The sequence below is a fragment of the Tolypothrix bouteillei VB521301 genome, assembly GCF_000760695.4.
In the GTDB taxonomy this organism is placed as follows: Bacteria; Cyanobacteriota; Cyanobacteriia; order Cyanobacteriales; family Nostocaceae; genus Scytonema; species Scytonema bouteillei_A.
In genome coordinates, this window is the sequence record NZ_JHEG04000001.1 from 8,952,834 (window position 1) to 8,970,979 (window position 18,146).

Consider the following 18,146-nt stretch of genomic DNA (forward strand, 5'->3'; position numbering starts at 1 on the left):
CCATCTCCCCCATCCCCCTCATCCTTAAGGAAGATATATCCAAAAATTAGACAGAAAAGAAAATAAAAAGGGTCTAACATTCAGGAATCGATAATGCCTATGCTGTAGAATACAGCCCGATAGTGCTTGGAAAGGGGTTTGGTAATGGCTTCTGTTATTGACGTGAATCTACCGCAGCAGTCCTATGAAATTGCGATCGCACCCGGCGGTCTGGATAAGCTGGGTGAATATATGACTCATCTAAAGCTGGGCAAGAAGGTACTTATAGTTTCAAACCCAACATTATTTAAGCATTATGGAGAAAGGGCAATTGGCTCTCTAGAAACTGCTGGATTTGAAGTCTCAAGCTGCGCCTTACCACCAGGCGAACGCTATAAAACCTTAAACTCAGTGCAAAAAATTTACGATACTGCTTTAGAAAATCGTATAGAACGCTCATCAACAATGGTGGCATTAGGAGGTGGCGTTATTGGAGATATGACTGGCTTTGCAGCAGCTACTTGGTTGCGGGGGATTAACTTTGTACAAGTACCAACAACACTCCTAGCTATGGTGGATGCATCAATCGGTGGCAAAACTGGTGTCAATCATCCCCGAGGAAAGAATTTGATTGGTGCATTCCATCAACCGCGCTTGGTTCTTATAGATCCAGAAGTCCTAAAAACTTTGCCAGTGCGGGAGTTTCGTGCGGGAATGGCAGAAGTGATTAAATACGGTGTCATTTGGGATGCTCAATTATTTAGCGAGATGGAACAGAGCAAACGTCTTGACCAAATGCGCTATATCAAACCCGAGTTAACAGACAGTATCTTGACGCGCTCTTGTCAAGCGAAAGCTGATGTCGTTAGTAAAGATGAGAAAGAAGCAGGGCTGCGAGCGATTCTCAACTACGGACACACCATCGGTCATGCAGTAGAAAGCTTGACAGGTTACCGTGTTGTCAATCACGGTGAAGCAGTTGCTATTGGTATGGTAGCAGCAGGGCAGATTGCAGTAGAACTGGGAATGTGGCAAAAAGAAGAGACAGAACGTCAAGATTCCCTGATTCAAAAAGCAGGTTTACCAACTCAACTGCCATCCGGGTTAGATATTGACGCCATAGTTGATGCTTTGCAACTAGATAAGAAAGTGAAAGCTGGTAAAGTCAGGTTTATTTTGCCAACACAGATTGGAACTGTAACAATTACCGATGAAGTGCCATCTGATACAATTAAGCAAGTGTTGCAAAGGATGATAACTGTAGAATAAATAGTAGATGAAAAAAAAGAAGCAGAAATTTTAAATCATCAACTATGCTACAACCACTATCTAGTCGAATTAGTTTTCAAGAATTTATCGAATGGAAACCAGAAGGGAAACGTTATGAACTACATGATGGAATAATTGTCGAAATGGCACAACCACTTGGAGAACATGAAGAAGTCACTGGCTTTTTAACTAAAAAATTGGGTACGGAGTTAGATCGGTTAAGTCTTCGCTACCTAATCCCTAAAACAGCATTAGTTAAGCCTTTAGAAAATGAATCAGCTTATTCACCAGATATTTTGATAGTTAACAAAGATAATTTGCAGTTTGAACCTTTCTGGAAAAAAGAATCTACTGTAACTCAGGATGCATCTATTCCTTTAATAGTTGAGGTCGTTAGTACCAACTGGCGGGATGACTATTATATTAAGTATGCTATTTACGAACAAATTGGTATTCCAGAATATTGGATTGTCGATTACTTGGCTTTAGGTGGACGCTCATTCCTTGGTAACCCTAAAATACCCACTATCTTTATTTGCTCGTTAATAGAAGGTGAATACCAAATGACTAAATTTAGAAATAACGACCGTATTCATTCTCCAACATTCCCAGAATTAAACTTAACTGTTCAACAGATATTTAATGCTGATTAGAGAAGTCAGTGGGGAAATTGATGAAGAAGAGTGGAGGTTACTTAGGCTGTGAGTAACGTCCCACAATTTTTTTTGGAAGATTTTGTTAAAAAGTTTGACAGCGTTCTAAAGCAGCAGCACGTATATATCGATTAGCATCTTTAGCCAGATGTTGTAAAGTCTTTCGAGGTGTTTGAGGATGTAGTGCAATTATATAGCGTTCGATCCATACTAAAGATTCAGCATTTTTTTGGAGAAAACTTGGCGAGACATTAGTATCTAATAAAGCCAGTAAGTAACCCAAAGAGTAGCTTTCTTTATGATAGATTTTGTCAATTAATCGTAAAAAATCTTCTTTTGTTAAATTGGGATTCATTAATATAGCGTAGCGAACCTTGTCATCAGAATCTTCAGCTAATCTTTCTAAAATGTGTAATGGCGTTGTAGCTTCTCTAGCAACATTAAGACGAACTTCGGAGTCTGTACTTTTAGCTAGTATTTCTAAAATTTCAACGTTAACATTTCGATGTTGAACAAGAAGAATAAGTGTACAATGATCATTATTTCCACGCAAAGCGATTTTTTTCAATAATTCTGTAGGTGTACTGGGGTTACGTGCTAAACTAAAGTCATTACTACTGTTTTCTGCTAACATATCGAAGACACTAGTTGGAAGATTTGGATTACCAACTAAAGATAAATTGACAAAATAACTATTTTGCTGGGCTAAATCTCTTAAGATTTTTTCAGGAGCATTAGGATTTTTAGCTACAGAACATTCTATCTCCCAATCATCATTAGCGAGTTTAGAAAGAATATTTTTAGGTGTGCTGGGATTTTTAGCTACATTAGCAACAATTCCTTTGTTAGAAGATTGAGCCAATTTTTCAAGAATATAAATTGGTGTATTAGGATGTGTGGCAACAAAAAGTTGCCATTCATCATTCTTTTTTTGTGCCATTTTTTCCAAAAATTGACTGGGGATTTTAGCTCTTTTAAAAACTTCGCGTTCGGGATAACTTGTAATAAGATTAATACAGTCTCGTCTTTTGATTAAATTATCCAAGATTTTACTTAATATTTCTTCTGGCAGATAAGGATTTTCAAGCATTGCTGTTTTTATTTTAAAATGCTTGTCTTCCTCTGTTAACAATTGGGTTAAGGTATTAATATCGGTAGTAGTTCTCGCTAATGAAAGTTTTTCCTCAATAGCTAAAATTTTACGTTTTTTTCCTTGCTCTGGAAAACGAAAAAATTTTTCTAGAACTACACGATAAACATTTTTATATGTCAAATCTTCTGGCGAATCTTTGACTGTATTTTGAAATAAAATATCTATTTCGGATTTAAAAATTTTTGTCAAAAATTGCTTGTAACTGGTGTCAGTATAACGAGTTGAAATAATATATTTCAGAACTTCTTCTTGCCATCCGTGCTTCAGTTCTTGCTCCCAATTTACATGAAAATCTATGTTTAATAAAATATCCCATGCATCATAATATTCATTTTCTCGCCAAGAATGCTGATAGTAGGAATGTGATGGTTCATCAAATATTTCAAATAAGTTTACTAGGTAGTAGAGAGAAGTTTTAGGATTCATTAGCATTGATAAAGCAATTTTCCTATTGTTTTGTTTCGAGGCAAAATCAAATAAGAAACTTGGAATTTGCTCGTATTTTAAAAGTGTTACCAAAGTTTCAATTGGAATGTCTTTGACGAAATTAGGATTTTCTAAAAATAAAATTTCTAAAATAGGATTCGATAAGAAATCTTCTGGAAATTCAAGTGCTAAGTTCCACAAAATATGGATAGGAGTATTTGGATTTTGTGCTAATGTCTTTCTAATATCTGGATGGAAATTATAATATAGTTGAGCTAATACTTGAGGTGGAGCATTAGGATTTTGAGCAACGATCGCGGCTAAATTTGTATCCATTGCCGCTAATTCTTGTAGGCGATCGCCAGATGTATTTTTATTTGCTGCTTCTTCTATTAACTTTTTGTCCATATTATTTTCCAAAAAATAGTTTTACTCATTACTACCTGCCTACTAAAATGTGAGGCTCTGCCTCAGGTTGCAGAGCGGGTGCAGGAGGCGGAGCCTCTTCTTAAGGTATCCCAGGCTGAGCTATCGGAACGAGTGATGCGAGGAGGCTCCCAGATCCCCAGCGTCTCAAAGAAGTCGGAGAGCGGAGCAAACTTAGCCGTCAAATTTTTTCTTCTTTCCGGAGGTAGAGACAGACGAGGGGGATATAGAGATGGTAGATGCACCCTAATTGCCGCCCTCAGTCTGTGGCTGAGGGCTTTTTTATCGGAAAATTTGAGGCAATAAACTTGGAGCCATCAACAAAGCATAAAAAATAAATCCAAAGAATAAAGTTGTTAAAACAGTAAAAATATAACCAAGGCACATTAATAAACCATCAGATTCTATCGTAGCTACTGCAAGCAGCAATATTCCAACGGTGGGAATGGGATTGGTGAAAGGAATTGGTGAAATCAGTAGAAGAATTAACCAAGAAATACAAAGTCCGTTGATTCTCCAAATAAAAGGATGGTTTGCAATTGTTGCCATCCTGGGACGGGTGATTTTTTCTAACAATCTAGTGACTCGTCTCAAGTTTTGTAGAAGTATTTCAACAAAAGCCCGAGGGAATTTATACTGAGCTATTTTTTGCGGTAGCCAAGGCGATCGCCTTCCCAAAGCCATCTGTACTGATAGTATTAAACCAGCACCACCAAAGGGACCTGTTAAACCGGGTGGGATGGGAAATAGGAAAGGCAGTACCAATAATACAATCACCAGGCAAAATCCTCGCTCTGAGGTTTCAGCCAATATATCCCCAAGGCTAAGTGGCTGTTCGGATAGCCTTTGCAGCAGGGACTTAATATCTTGAGAGAATTTGAGGTGCATTGAGCGTGCGTGAATGGTCACTGGTCACTAGTCTCTGATGGAACAAATACACTTAAAGATTGGGGAAGAACGCGGAATTGAGCGGGAGTATATGTTGTTATTTCACCATCAGTATTGATAGGGCGTGGTTTTCGAGTATACACTTCAATGTGTTCGCCTGAAAGAGAACGAACACCAGACCAATGAATGTGCCGTCCTTGCCGCATTGTAGGTATGATAGGAATTATTTGCCACCAGTGTCGAATCTCCAAACTGTACAAATCCAATCTTCGATCGTCAATTGAGGCATCATGAACCACTGCCATACCGCCGCCGTAATAGCGACCGTTACCTACAGCAATTTGTACCGTTTTCACTTGAATTGATTGACCATCGATCCGAATTTCTGCACTAAAAGGTCGCGATTCCCAAATGACTTTTACTGCAGCGATCGCATAGGCAAATATTCCCCAACGCTGCTTGGCTTCTTTCGTTAGTTTCTCGGTAATTTGTACGCTCAATCCCAAGCTAGCAACGTTAAAAAAGTGCTTGCCATTCACTTCACCTAAATCAATGCGTGCAATTTCTCCTTTGCCAATAACTTTGCAAGCCTCAGGTATAGAGTTGGGAATTTTCAAAGTTCTAGCTAAATCGTTAGCAGTTCCTAGAGGCAAAATTCCCAGTGGTAAACGAGTCTCAACCAAAGCATCTACCGCAGCATTGAGGGTTCCATCACCACCACCAATAATGATTAAATCAACTTCTTGCTGGTAGCGAAGAATCATTTCATAGAGATCTTGTGGTTTTTGGGTAGTTTCTTGAATCAAAACCAAACCCAATTCTTCAAGACAACGAATCGCTTCTGGTAAGCGTTTTTCTCCCTTACGGGCTTGGCTATTAACTAACAGCAGTGCGCGGTTTTTCATTGGGCGGTTGTAACTGGGTCCATAACTAAAATATATTTCTTGTGGTTGGTAATGCCTACCCTACTCATATTTCCATCAATATTACTTAATCTTTTTTATTGGGTTGTGCATACAACAGCAAAGATTAATTCACTATAAATTTTCAACTCTCAATCCAAAATAGGTTAAAACTAATTCATCTGAACCGCTATTTACCACTTCATGAAATTCTCCCGGTTCAACAGCAACACAACTTCCCGGAACAAGAGGGTATTCTCGCTCGCTAATGCGAATGAATCCAGAACCGGATTCCACAAAGAATACCTCACACATATCCTTATGGGCGTGGGCTGGTGCTGTTTGTCCGGGAGCAAAACGGGATTGAGAAAAGTTGGTAAGGTGAGGCAAATCGCCATTACGCAGCATCACCTTTTTCTTAATTTTAGGATTGTGGGAAACGGGTTCTTCTGGTAAGTCATTGAGAGAGGTAAATTTCATTCGGGTTCTTGTTCGGGTCTCAAATCATTGGATATCTCTACAATACCCCTATATCCATCCATCCTTACCCTCTGACCATCTTGCAATATCCATGTAGCACTTTTAACATCCATAATTGCGGGAATTCCATATTCACGAGCAATGATAGCGCCGTGAGAAAGCCTTCCCCCTGCCTCAGCAATCAATCCACCCGCTCTCACTAACAAAGGAGCCCATCCAGAATCAGTATAAGGAACTACCAGAATAGTATCCTTATCGACATCTAAGCTAGCTTGTAAGCTTCGCAACACCTTTACCCTTCCTTCGACTTGTCCGGGACTAGCAGGAATACCTTGCAGGACTTGATCGGGCAAAGCGATCGCACTTCGGAACGGAAATTTGGGGGGGTCGTTACCGTAAACTAACAAAGGCACTGGCTCTAACTGACTGTCGCAGTCAAGTTCGTTTCTTCTTAATTTCACCAAATCGTGTAATCTATCCACAAAATCTGGCTCAAAACCTTCCACGAGACGCCGTATTTCTTCAAAATCCAAGAAAAATATATCTCCTGGTTCTTCCAGCAAACCGGATTTCAACCACATTTGTTCTAAGGTAACAAAACACCAACGCAATTCAGCTAAAAGTCGGGAGTATACCTCGGTCACTCGCCCCTTTAAATCGACACGGCTTTGTACAATACCTCTTTTTTTCTTGCCTTTTTGTTTGGCTGGTACTGGTTCGCTCAGCTGCATGAACTGCACGAACAAGTTCCTGACTGGCGATGGATCTTCCCGCCAAGTGGGGATAGCAATATCAGTTCCGACTTCACTTAAGTAACCGTATTGACTTAGCAAATGCTCAAATTGTGAGAGAATTTCTTGTCCTTCAGGCGTCTGCTCTAACTCCTCAAATGCCTTATCTGGATTGAGATCGGGTATTATTCTGCGGGAGGAAGCAGCTAATTCTTGGAGACTTCGCAACGCCGCTATTTCTGGAGTTTTGCTATTGTCAAGTTCCTCATCTTTTACTCGAAACATTGCTTGCCGCAATGCCGCACTCAAAGGAGCCATAATACTATAGTAAGTCGCACGGCGAAGCAATTCCAAAATCTCTTCTATTCTGGCGACTAACTTCACCGGGTCGAGATCTTCTACTGACTCCTGGCTTAACTGAGACAAAGCAGGAGCAAACCACTTGCGGTTGTCCCATTGAAAATCCATTTTTAAACAGATTTCTCGCCAAACTAACCGTAACAATCCAGGCAAATTGCGTAAAGTTGTCTCTACCGGGGGCTTACTCATTTTTGCTCCCCGTGTTAGAAACTCTAGACTTTCGGGAGGTAAACCCATACGCTGGAATATGTCTCCCAACAACGAAGCGTTAAAGTAAGCTCTGGAGTAGTGTAAAGTTGCTGTTTTGTTAAAATCCAACCCTACAGAACGTTCGCCCAGAACCAAAGCAAAAATTCCTCCCCAAACACCACAAGTTAACGGACGATTGATCGACCAAGTGAGCGGACGAATCAGTCCTGGAATAACTTCTGCTGCAATTTTCCGAGTCCAAATCGGTAGCAGTGTTGTTATTGGGCGTGCTTGTAACACCCACAGAGTTTTACCGTCAAAAGTCCATTCTATGTCTTGAGGAATTCCGTGGTAACGCAACTCAATGCGCCGACATAGATATGCAACTTGCTTGATTAAAGCAGGTGGGATGCTTCCTTGACCTTCTAGTTCTATCGAACTGAGGTTGTCTGTATCCGCAATATATGCACGATATTGTTCTGGCGTAGTTCGTCCGGAAACTACCTGAGTTGCATTTCCCGGTAATGCTTCGATGACAACAGCATCACCTTGCTTGGTAATGGGATCGCGGGTAAAAGCAACTCCAGAGTAGACTCCCTGTACCTGTTGCTGAACAAGAACTGCCATTGCTCCATCATAGACTCCGCGATCGCTGCGGTATTGTACTGCTGATGAACTATTGTAGGAAGCTTGACAGCGTGCGATCGCATCGCTCAATTCCTTCTTTGTCGTCACATTCAACACCGTGACATACTGACCTGCAGCCGAAGCCTGTTCCGTATCCTCTCCTATAGCTGAGGAACGAACGACAAGGGGAAATAAACGCGATGGCTGAAGCAATTCTATTAATGGTGAGGGATCGTCATAAGGAGCCAGTACCCATCCCTTTGGAACTTGATAACCCCAACGCTTCACTTCTGCAAGTCTGGCTGCTTTTTGTCCGACAACACTAGCATCTAGATCGTCATCCAGGGTCAGAGTATCTTGTTCGCCACGGAAAAATTTAAATGCTGCTTGCGTGTCCGGTTGCGCCCGTTCAACGGGTAAGTCCAAATCATCAGGCATTTGTTTGTAAATCCAACCCAGTAAAGCCGCTAATGCAACCGCAGCTAAAACGTGGGATGGGTCTTCGCTATGCAAAATCCCCACAAGCAGTGGAAACAAAATTAAAATCCCGAATTTTGCCAGTTGTCTGGAGCGGACAATCGTAAAACTAACGCTAGCTAGCAAAAGTACAAATGTTGCCGCTAGAGGATCGTGTACGGCAAATCCCCAAACCACATTTGTCGTACCTGCGCCTCGACCTGCTATATATCGCCCTAATACCAAGGCAATTAAAGCAACGAGTTCCCACGCCGATCCATCTTTGAAAATAACACGGGCAAGTAAGACAGCTGCAATACCTTTAAGCGCTTCTGATACGACTGCCAGCACTCCTACCAAGGTACCACCGTGGTAAAAGGCAGATGAGACACCAATGTTCCCTGTCCCCAATTGTGCTATCTTCCGCTTAGCTAGGGCTTGGGTAATCCAGGCAATAAGCGGTAGCGCACCCAGGAGGGGACAGATAATACAAATAATTACAATACCCCAAAGTTCTAGCATTTTTGATTTTGATTTTAGATTTATTGTTAATCCAAAATCTAAAATCTGAAATCTAAAATTTTCCTTAAATTATAAAATAACAAGACTTGCGATCGCACTTTCACCCAATAGCCCAGTTAGGTCTTGGGTAAGCGATAAGACTTAAGCTCCCAGTCATCCCGAACTTAACAACTGCGATTGAAAACAGCTAGGAGTCGGTTCGAGATGACCTCTTTAGGATAACTTAGCGTCTCAATGGCTGAGAGTCCGCTAATCAAACATTAGTGGACTGCGTAGGCAGCTTGTAGCGCCCAAATGATGAGTGCTGCAATCGCTCCCAGAAGTACCACGGAGAAGGTGGTGACTAGTCTTGGGGAGTCAGCGCCATCAAATTTCATGATTCCTCGATTTAAGTCGGACATAGCTTTATCAGCCTACTCCATAGAACTCGATCAAGTCGATTGTAGTCGTTGGGTTCGCATTTTCTGCAAACTTTCTGCTAATTATTATGATTCAACTTTGATAGTGTTGACATCGACATAATTACTTATACCAAAAGGTATGGCATCTTCTTTTATACAGGATGATACTTGGTACTTTTTACAGAAAATAGTGTAAGTTGGAACTCTTTCTATCAAATTTTTATTTACAAAAATTTACTAGAGGTCTGTAGTAGTGAAAGCTTTTCTCGTTGTCAGTGTGGTAATTGTTATTGGATTATTTGTTGTTCTGGAGGTGGGATTGCGCTGGTTGTTTGGTTTTGGCAATCCCCTCACCTACATTACAGATGAGAAAATTGGCTATTTATTAGCCCCCAACCAGCGTACCAAGCGCTTTGGCAATCGTATCGAAATTAATGAGTATTCTATGCGAGGCGCACCAGTAAAAACATCTATTTCATCTTCTACCTTACGAATACTCCTGTTGGGTGATTCTATTGTTAACGGAGGGTGGTGGACTGACCAGGATAAGACTATTTCTAGCTTAATGAGTTATTCTCTCCCACCAGTTATTCCCAGCCGTTTTTCACAAGTAGAAGTACTTAATGCTTCTGCTAACTCTTGGGGTCCCCGAAATGAATTGGCTTACTTGCACAAGTTTGGGAATTTTAACGCTCAAGTTGTGGTGTTGGTCATTAACACAGATGACTTGTTCGCAACGGCTCCGACTTCGTTACCAGTCGGACGCGATCGCAACTATCCAGAGCGAAAACCACCTTTTGCTATGGCGGAATTCTTGAACCGTTATGTGTTAAAACCAAAACCCATTCCAGAGTTGGAGGCTTTGCAGAAAGAAGGCGGCGATCGAGTCGGTATGAATTTGGATGCTATTGGTAAAATTCAAGCATTTGCACTACAAGGGAAGAGTCGATTTCTACTCGTGATGACTCCTCTGCTTCGTGAAATCGGTCAGCCGGGACCGAGAGATTATGAAATTAAGTCACGCGATCGCCTTAATGAGTTTTGTCGAGTACAAAACATAACTTACATAGATTTTCTGCCCGTGTTTAATTCTACTCAATCTCCTAAAGCATTGTATCACGACCACATTCACTTAAATTTACAGGGAAATCAACTCGTAAGTCAAACCATCGAAAAGACTCTTATTGAGATGTTGAGTTATGAAACATTAATAAAATAATTGTATCTGAATTATGAACTTATTTTAATGAACCAGAAAACGCAGACCTGTAGCGCTGACTCACCAGTAGAGAAGGCAAGTATACTTCCATTAAGTAAATGCTCCAAAAGCAAAAAAATCTAGCAGAATAAATAATACTGTAAGTACTTTCTGAGAAGTCAAGTTGCTAGCAGCTAAGCAAATTATATCGAGTGTGGTTTAAGAGAGGATTCCTTCATTCACAATTGCGAGGCAGACGATATGGATGTTAACGAGCTCCTGAGTCGATATGCAGCAGGAGAACGGGATTTTAATGGTATGAATTTGCATCAAGCAAATCTCAGCGATATTGATTTAAGTAGTGCAAACTTTGGTGGAGCAGATTTAAGTGGCGCAAATCTCACGGGTGCAGATCTCAGTGGATGCGATTTAAGCCGTGCAAATTTAACAGATGCCGATTTGAGTGGCGCTAATCTCATAGGTGCTAACTTAAGCGAAATCAACTTAATTGGCGCAGACTTAATCAATGTTAACTTAGAAAAAACTAACCTCAGTCGAGGTGATTTGCGGAGTGCAAATTTAGTGAGAGCAAATTTATGTGGTTCCAATCTTAGCGAGACTGAATTGAGTGGTGCTGATTTAAGTGGAGCTAATCTCACTCAGGCAAATTTAATTGGTAGCAACTTCAATGAAGCTGAATTAAGTGGTGCTGATTTAAGTGGAGTTACCGTGACTGAGTATGAAATGAGCGGAGGTAAGACACACACTGGCTTATCTCATAAATGGGTCACTTGGGCTGGAGGACGTTGAATAATTTAGTAGTTAGAGGTTAGTAGTAATTTTTACGACTAATTGTGTAGGGGCGCAATGCCTTACGCCCCTACGACTAATTACCAACCACTAACCACTAACCACTAAACATTTATTCAGCAGTGATGTAAGTTTCTGTTTGTTTAAATTTCTGCCAATGACTACTAACTGATTTTTAGGTGCGGTTGTCCATTCATCAGCATATAAATGGTAACGAGGTCCGCTAAGTTGAAAGATATGGCGTAATTCGCTATCATTGAACCAAAGAAATCCTTTTGCCCGAAAAACTTCTGCTGGCATATCTTCTGTAAGGAATGCCTCGAACTTGTTCATATCAAAAGGGCGATCGCTTTGAAAGGAAATTGACATAAATCCATCATTTTCTAAATGATGAGAGTGATGACCGTGATGGTGGTGATGCTTGTGAGGAGCGTGAGTATGGTCGTGATGGTGATTTTCGTAAGTGTCGTCATCAAAACCACAAATATCTTGTGAATTTAAGCCTACACCTAAAATTAATGGTAAAGGTACTTGACCGTATGTAGAGTGCAGAATTTTTGCACTCGCTTTGACATTATGGATGTAGGCTTCTAGTTCTTGCAGTTTTTCTGATGTGACAAGGTCAGTTTTATTCAGAAGAATAATATCTCCATACGTTAACTGTTTCAATGCCGCTTCACTTTGAAAATGCTCGGAGTTAAAAGCTTCTGAATCGACAACAGTCAAGATAGAATCAAGGTTTGTTAGGTCCCTAAGCTCTGTACCCAGAAATGTGAGAACAATCGGAAGGGGATCGGCAATACCGGTTGTTTCTATCACTAAATAATCTATGCGTTCTTCTCTTTCTAAAACTCTGTAAACTGCATCTACTAATCCGTCATTAATTGTACAACAAATACAGCCATTACTTAGCTCTACCATGTCCCGGTCTACAGAAACTAGTAACTGACTGTCAATGTTGATATCGCCAAACTCATTTACCAGGACGGCGACTTTTAAGTTTTGTTTATTTTTTAATATTTGATTTAAGAGTGTGGTTTTGCCACTCCCTAAAAATCCCGTAATGATGGTTACAGGCATTCCTCTCTTAGGAATATCGGAAACAGCATTCTTTGCAGGTACGGTTAATTGAGTCATAGAAAATCAATTTGTTTAGATATAGCAGGGATACTTGACGTTACACATAACGCTTGACCCTGAACCTTTTGAAAGGTTTAGAGCGCGGCGGTGTGTTATCTTTTGATTTCTAGCTTGTTTTCAGACACTCGTCAAGTATGATAATCTTTCTTGCAAGTAGTGAGAAAAGTATAGCGAAGAACACCAGGCAAGAAATAAAGTGTATGCTGTAGCTGTGAGTCACTCAGGCTCTAAAAGACAAGAGTTATTGCTTGAAAAGACTATGTCTCAAGTCAGTGTCCCTTCCACAGTCCGCACATACGACATTATTTGCTTTGGAGATGAAGTCCCTGGCATTCTTGCCTTAGTTTGTGCAGTAAGGGAATACTACCGTCAAAAGAATCAGTACCCTCGAACTCTACTCCTGTTTAAAGGAAATGCTAAGGTTGGGATCGGAGGTCATTTAGTACGGGGTCGATTGTCTTACCTCAATCGTTGTGTCGTACCTCCTGCAATTCGTCAATCGCTAAATTTAGAAATGTTTGGCGATCCCCCAGCAATCTATCACGAGTTTTTGCAACGGGCTGGTGTGGAACATATTGCTCTCGATCCAGACAAAGCAGATGCCGTGTTGCGAGAAATGTTGTATGAAGCGCGTGTGGAGATAGAGAGCAATATAGAAATTGAGTCTGCGATCGCAGAAGGAAAAAAAATCAAGGGAATCAAACTGACTAAAGATGAAACTTGTTTGGGAAAACAGTTTATTGATTGCACTGTCAATGCGGAATTGGCACTTTCATGTGGGGTGAAAAAACTGAAGGGATTTCAAACATTTGGTTTACCAGATTCAGAATTAGCCGTAACCTTAGTGTTTGAAACCTACGGGTTGAGTATTGAAAAACTCCAGAATTTAGAGTTAGATTATTTGCAATTTTTAACAAATCCAGTCGATCCAGAAGCCAGAAAGTGGATAGATATTGCAGCAGGTGGGAGTGCAGCGATCGCAAAACAGTTAAGAGAAGACTTACTAGATGAAGATGGTAATCTCAAAACAATGATAGTTGGCAAAGATTATATAGATATACGCAGTAGGGCGATATCTATTGCCTATCATGCTGTGAGAGGGACACCTATCGACATAGAATCTGGCAATGCTGTTTTTGACAAAGGCAAGATAACAATTTTATCTAAAGGTCGATTGTCTTGGAATGCTTTGTTATATAAAGTGAATGCCGAACAAGCAGAAGGACTCGCACGGGCTAAAGCCAAACCAACTTTAGAAATACTCAACGAGATGCTGTTTGTAAGGAAGTGGTTTGAAAGCATTGGTGCTTCTGAAGTTAAACACGCACCCGAACTCTATATCAGGCACGCAGGTAATATTTTAGGAGCAGTTAAACCCCTGTGTGGATATGAAATGCTAGCAGGTGGCGTACCTAAAAGAGAAGCATTAGGAACCTTTGGCTACCATTTCAACACTCGCAGTGGAATTGAAGGTTTAGATCGCAAAGTCACTGAAAAAAGTTTTGACCGCAAAGTGTTAGAAAACCCACCGCTCTTTAACATTGGCATTCAGCATGCTTTGATTAAAGATGTACCTAACTTAGCAGTCATTAGTCCTGCATCTGGATTTATTGGTTATGCCTGTCTTCCTGGGAGAATTGTAGAATTCAACAGTGCTGTCGGTCAGGGAGTGGGAATTGCTGCAGGAATTGCGATCGCACAACAGCGAGATTTGGCGGAGATTTCTAACTTAGAAGTACGAAATGTGCTAGCACAAACAGGGCGATTATCTCAAATTTACGGTACAAGCAACGCTCATAAAGTAGAAGAACTCGAAGATTTTGAGCTTGAAATGGCTGTTCAAATTGGTTCTAATTTTACTCTCAACTCATTCATTTTTTAAAATGACTTTCAAGTCTTTTTGGTAGGAACTGCGGGAAATGATTTTTGTTCGGAATTTGTCTCCTCTTCTCTCTATTATCAAGAGAAAAGGAGGCGTTTTAATGATTTCAATGAAGTTGGAAGCCCCAACCTCAACGAAGCAGGTTAGGGTACTTCACGTTAGAACAGATGTGATACTTCTTGGTACTTACTCAGAGCCAACAAAGGAAAGACTTGTTGATAGAGGTGATATTTCAAATAGAAATGCCCTGGAAAGCCAGTTCCTGTAAACTCTGATTCGTACCAAGTGCCATCTGGTTTTTGTGTTTCTGTTAAATAATGGATTCCCCGTTGGATCGCTGTACGCGCAAACTTACCCGTTGCTTCACCTGCAGCTATTAATCCCAACACAGCCCAAGCTGTTTGAGATGCGGTGCTAGTTCCTTTACCTTTTAGGCTTGGGTCATCGTAGCTTCTACAAGTTTCTCCCCAACCACCATCAGTATTTTGACAGCCAACTAACCAAGCAGCACCTTTTTCAATCCGGACTTGGGTTCTTTCAGGAGCTATGAGAGCTAAAGCTGCTAAAACTCCACTGGTTCCATAAATATAGTTGACGCCCCAGCGACCAAACCAGCAACCTTCCGGTTCTTGCTCTCGCAAAAGATAGGTAATTGCTCGTTCAAGTTTGTCATCCTCAATAAACAGGTTACAGCCACCAAGCATTTCTAATACCCTGGCTGTAACATCTGCGGTATTTGGATCGATCATGGCTTTGAGATCCCCATAGGGGATCAGGTTGATCCAATCTTGGTCGTTATCCAGATCGAAAGCAGCCCAACCACCAGCCCGACATTGCATGGAAGCAATCCACTGAACAGCACGAGCGATCGCTGCTTGTTTCAATTTTTCGTTGGGAAGTTTGACTGCATCCAACGCCATGACCACCACGGCTGTATCATCTACGTCGGGATAAAAGCGGTTGTCAAATTCAAATGCCCAAGCTCCCGGTTTGCCTTGGCGATTTTTCACCGACCAATCACCGTAATCCAAAATTTGCTTGTTTAACAACCATTCTCCAGCTCTGACAACCGCAGGGTGATCTGGTGCTAATCCAGAAGCAACGAGCGATCGCATCACCCAAGCAGTATCCCAAACCGGGGAAACACAAGGTTGTACTGTATAGGTATTCTCTGTTTCAATAACAAAATTGTCAACGGCTCGCAATCCTCTTTGGACAATGGGGTCTGCAGCGTCATAACCCAAAGTGCGTAAAGCTAGCAGTGAATTGAGCATAGCAGGAATAATACCGCCCCAATCACCTGTTGTTTCTTGTCGCTCTAATGTCCATCGTTCTGCAGCCTGAATACCTTCTTCGCGGAAAGGCACTAAATTCAAGGTTTCTGCTAATTTAAAAGCATTATCAAGGAGGATGAATATATCTGTCCAATCACCTTGACGGGGTAACTCAAATTTAGCTTGCTCAACACCTTCGGTATAAAGTTCATCTAAAGAGATAGCTGGATTGGTGACAAACACTGGTTTGCGATCGAAAACAATCAGTAGTGGGACAGTACTTGACCTGGCCCAGCTAGACATTTCGTAGATATTAAATAAAAAATTGGAGGGTAATAACATCACCCAAGGTGGTAATGAAGGAATACCCCGCCAGTCGTAGCAACCAATTAATGCCAGGTGTAGCTTGGTAAAAATACGAGTCCGGCTGATACCACCGTGCTCTAAGATAAACTTCCGCGCCTTTACCATCGCTGGATCTGTTTCTGAAACACCAAGCAGTTTCAATGCCATGTATGCTTCAACTGAGGTACTGAGTTCGCCTCCATCCCCGTAAAAAAGTTCCCAACCGCCGTGGTCTCGTTGTTGAGCACGCAGGTACGCTTCTACTTTGTGTAACGCTCTTGTACTGTCCGTCCCCCAAATTTTATGTAGAAGGACGACTTCGGCAGTAATCGTAACATTTGATTCTAGCTCAGCCCACCAATAACCATCCGGATATTGAAGAGAAAGAAGATAATTCTGACTGGCTGCGATCGCTTTTTGTATACGGGAAACTGTCTGTTTGTCCTGAGTTTGCATAGTTTTCCGTTTCTCCTCACAACTTCCATACACGAGTAGTCTGTAGGCAAAATTATTTTCCTACTATAAGTTGCATTGTAATGGGTTTTTTATGTGGTCAAGAATTCAAAAGAAAAGTTTTACTATCAACGAGCAGTCATCCCAACAAATTGCCAGTTTTTTATTACAATCTTGCGTGACAAGAATTGTCTCTTGAAGCATTGCTATGGCTATTGTAGTGTGTTGTATATAGAAATATGAAAATACAATGAGCATTGAAATTGGGTTGTGGCTTTCGGTTCTATCCTTAACCATTTGGATTGTACTCGTAGGTTTTTGGGGTCAGTTTTGGCGGTGCGACCAACAATTGACAGGACATGAAACAGATTTACCCATATTCCCCAGAGTATGCGTTGTTGTACCTGCAAGAAATGAAGCCGATTTACTGCCAATTTCTTTGCGATCGCTCCTTACCCAAAATTATCCTGGTTCTCTCTCCGTTGTTTTGGTAGACGACCGAAGTACAGATGGAACTGCTAGTGTTGCTTTTAACATTGCCAATGAACTTAACAAAACCGAGCAATTAAAGGTTTTGATTGCCGAGCCACTCCCTCCTGGTTGGACGGGAAAGTTATGGGCGATACATCAAGGACTTCAGTATACAGAAACGCTCAAAGAGCCACCAGATTATTTTCTCCTTAGCGATGCCGATATTAAACATCATGTTTTGAATGTCCGTTCCTTAGTTGTGAAAGCGCAACAAGAAAATTTAGAGCTTGTTTCCCTGATGGTAAAACTGAGGTGCGAGCATTTTTGGGAAAAACTACTCATTCCAGCCTTTGTCTTTTTCTTTCAAAAACTCTATCCCTTCCCTTGGGTTAACGATCCCACAAAACCAACAGCAGCAGCAGCCGGCGGATGTATCTTGATAACCCGTGAAGCTTTATACGGAATTGGCGGTATTGAGAGCATTCGTACCGCACTTATTGATGATTGTACCCTAGCTCAGGCAGTGAAGAAGAGACGAGGGGCAGGGGAGGACAAGGTAGACCAGGGGGACAAGGTAGAAAATAATCCTATCTTGTCTGCACCTAATCCCGAATCGCCAATCCCAAAAACTTCATTAAGAGGTCGAATTTGGTTGGGGCTAACTCACTCAACCCATAGCTTGCGACCTTATACATCCTTGGAAACAATTTGGAATATGGTAGCCCGAACCGCTTTTACACAGCTACATTATTCTTTAGGGATGTTAATAGTTACTATATGCGGAATGATACTTGTTTATGTAGTGCCACCTCTATGTGCCATTTCCGGAGCGATCGCCGGAAATTGGCTCGTAGCGATTGTGGGCTTATGTGGTTGGCTGCTTATGTCTTACGCCTACTTCCCCACAGTTAAATTTTATGGTTGTTCCCCTTTATTCGCATTTTGCTTAAGCGCGATCGCATCTCTGTACACACTAATGACATTAGATTCTGCGTTGCGTCATTGGCAAAAGCGTGGAGGAGCCTGGAAAGGACGAGTATATTCTCATTAGCTAATAGCTAATAGCTAATAGCTAATTGTTAATAGTTTCTCCATTAGCCATCAGCCATTA

General features: G+C 41.2%; 14 protein-coding genes. 6 read left to right on the plus strand and 8 right to left on the minus strand.

What is annotated here, in order from left to right:
* Positions 1-144: 144 nt before the first annotated feature.
* Both aroB and HC643_RS36635 read left to right on the plus strand, forming a co-directional pair.
* On the plus strand, positions 145-1,248 hold the full coding sequence (gene aroB / locus HC643_RS36630; RefSeq protein ID WP_038081034.1) for a 3-dehydroquinate synthase: 1,104 nt from the start codon (positions 145-147) through the stop codon (positions 1,246-1,248).
* Between the two features lie 44 nt (positions 1,249-1,292).
* Positions 1,293-1,901, plus strand: coding sequence for a Uma2 family endonuclease (locus tag HC643_RS36635; protein ID WP_038081032.1), 609 nt, complete (start codon positions 1,293-1,295; stop codon positions 1,899-1,901).
* A gap of 85 nt (positions 1,902-1,986) precedes the next feature.
* Here the strand turns inward: HC643_RS36635 and HC643_RS36640 are convergent, their stop codons facing one another.
* The 6 genes from HC643_RS36640 to HC643_RS36665 all read right to left on the minus strand — a co-directional run bounded on the left by HC643_RS36640 (position 1,987) and on the right by HC643_RS36665 (position 9,462).
* Positions 1,987-3,888 (minus strand): hypothetical protein, encoded by a 1,902-nt coding sequence (locus HC643_RS36640; protein WP_038081030.1) that lies wholly within the window; start codon positions 3,886-3,888, stop codon positions 1,987-1,989.
* A gap of 300 nt (positions 3,889-4,188) precedes the next feature.
* Positions 4,189-4,794, minus strand: coding sequence for an exopolysaccharide biosynthesis protein (locus HC643_RS36645; protein WP_038081028.1), 606 nt, complete (start codon positions 4,792-4,794; stop codon positions 4,189-4,191).
* 17 nt (positions 4,795-4,811) lie between these two features.
* Positions 4,812-5,699: a lipid kinase gene (locus HC643_RS36650; protein ID WP_038081027.1), complete on the minus strand. Its 888-nt coding sequence runs from the start codon at positions 5,697-5,699 to the stop codon at positions 4,812-4,814.
* Between the two features lie 132 nt (positions 5,700-5,831).
* The gene (locus HC643_RS36655; RefSeq protein WP_038081025.1) at positions 5,832-6,176 is read right to left on the minus strand and encodes a cupin domain-containing protein; all 345 of its coding nucleotides are present in this window, start codon (positions 6,174-6,176) and stop codon (positions 5,832-5,834) included.
* Complete coding sequence (locus HC643_RS36660) at positions 6,173-9,061, minus strand: glycerol-3-phosphate acyltransferase (RefSeq protein ID WP_038081023.1); 2,889 nt, start codon at positions 9,059-9,061, stop codon at positions 6,173-6,175. The genes HC643_RS36655 and HC643_RS36660 overlap by 4 nt, the downstream gene beginning before the upstream one ends.
* A 260-nt stretch (positions 9,062-9,321) precedes the next feature.
* A complete protein-coding gene (locus tag HC643_RS36665; RefSeq protein WP_050045535.1) occupies positions 9,322-9,462 on the minus strand; it encodes a hypothetical protein in 141 nt (46 codons plus the stop codon).
* A 253-nt stretch (positions 9,463-9,715) separates the two neighbouring features.
* On the opposite strand from HC643_RS36665, the gene HC643_RS36670 reads away from it, so the two are divergent.
* Together HC643_RS36670 and HC643_RS36675 are read left to right on the plus strand one after the other, a co-directional pair.
* Entirely contained in the window at positions 9,716-10,681 is a 966-nt protein-coding gene (locus HC643_RS36670) for an SGNH/GDSL hydrolase family protein (protein WP_038081021.1), read from the plus strand.
* Between the two features lie 240 nt (positions 10,682-10,921).
* A complete protein-coding gene (locus tag HC643_RS36675; RefSeq protein WP_038081019.1) occupies positions 10,922-11,470 on the plus strand; it encodes a pentapeptide repeat-containing protein in 549 nt (182 codons plus the stop codon).
* Between the two features lie 90 nt (positions 11,471-11,560).
* Here HC643_RS36675 and HC643_RS36680 read toward each other — a convergent pair whose 3' ends face one another.
* Positions 11,561-12,607, minus strand: coding sequence for a CobW family GTP-binding protein (locus HC643_RS36680; protein ID WP_038081018.1), 1,047 nt, complete (start codon positions 12,605-12,607; stop codon positions 11,561-11,563).
* Between the two features lie 262 nt (positions 12,608-12,869).
* Between HC643_RS36680 and HC643_RS36685 the strand changes: the two genes are divergently transcribed.
* Positions 12,870-14,492: an FAD-dependent oxidoreductase gene (locus tag HC643_RS36685; protein ID WP_050045565.1), complete on the plus strand. Its 1,623-nt coding sequence runs from the start codon at positions 12,870-12,872 to the stop codon at positions 14,490-14,492.
* A gap of 158 nt (positions 14,493-14,650) precedes the next feature.
* Here the strand turns inward: HC643_RS36685 and shc are convergent, their stop codons facing one another.
* On the minus strand, positions 14,651-16,567 hold the full coding sequence (shc, locus tag HC643_RS36690; protein ID WP_038081017.1) for a squalene--hopene cyclase: 1,917 nt from the start codon (positions 16,565-16,567) through the stop codon (positions 14,651-14,653).
* A gap of 247 nt (positions 16,568-16,814) precedes the next feature.
* On the opposite strand from shc, the gene HC643_RS36695 reads away from it, so the two are divergent.
* Positions 16,815-18,086, plus strand: a complete 1,272-nt coding sequence (locus tag HC643_RS36695) for a glycosyltransferase (protein ID WP_038081015.1) — start codon at positions 16,815-16,817, stop codon at positions 18,084-18,086.
* Positions 18,087-18,146 lie beyond the last annotated feature (60 nt).

Excerpts from the sequence above, each read along its gene's own strand:
- HC643_RS36655 (WP_038081025.1), bottom strand. The coding sequence starts at position 6,176 with ATGAAATTTACCTCTCTCAATGACTTACCAGAAGAACCCGTTTCCCAC.
- HC643_RS36645 (WP_038081028.1), bottom strand. The coding sequence starts at position 4,794 with ATGCACCTCAAATTCTCTCAAGATATTAAGTCCCTGCTGCAAAGGCTA.
- shc (WP_038081017.1), bottom strand. The coding sequence starts at position 16,567 with ATGCAAACTCAGGACAAACAGACAGTTTCCCGTATACAAAAAGCGATC.
- HC643_RS36680 (WP_038081018.1), bottom strand. The coding sequence starts at position 12,607 with ATGACTCAATTAACCGTACCTGCAAAGAATGCTGTTTCCGATATTCCT.
- HC643_RS36665 (WP_050045535.1), bottom strand. The coding sequence starts at position 9,462 with ATGTCCGACTTAAATCGAGGAATCATGAAATTTGATGGCGCTGACTCC.
- HC643_RS36675 (WP_038081019.1), top strand. The coding sequence starts at position 10,922 with ATGGATGTTAACGAGCTCCTGAGTCGATATGCAGCAGGAGAACGGGAT.
- aroB (WP_038081034.1), top strand. The coding sequence starts at position 145 with ATGGCTTCTGTTATTGACGTGAATCTACCGCAGCAGTCCTATGAAATT.
- HC643_RS36685 (WP_050045565.1), top strand. The coding sequence starts at position 12,870 with ATGTCTCAAGTCAGTGTCCCTTCCACAGTCCGCACATACGACATTATT.
- HC643_RS36635 (WP_038081032.1), top strand. The coding sequence starts at position 1,293 with ATGCTACAACCACTATCTAGTCGAATTAGTTTTCAAGAATTTATCGAA.
- HC643_RS36695 (WP_038081015.1), top strand. The coding sequence starts at position 16,815 with ATGAGCATTGAAATTGGGTTGTGGCTTTCGGTTCTATCCTTAACCATT.
- HC643_RS36640 (WP_038081030.1), bottom strand. The coding sequence starts at position 3,888 with ATGGACAAAAAGTTAATAGAAGAAGCAGCAAATAAAAATACATCTGGC.
- HC643_RS36650 (WP_038081027.1), bottom strand. The coding sequence starts at position 5,699 with ATGAAAAACCGCGCACTGCTGTTAGTTAATAGCCAAGCCCGTAAGGGA.
- HC643_RS36660 (WP_038081023.1), bottom strand. The coding sequence starts at position 9,061 with ATGCTAGAACTTTGGGGTATTGTAATTATTTGTATTATCTGTCCCCTC.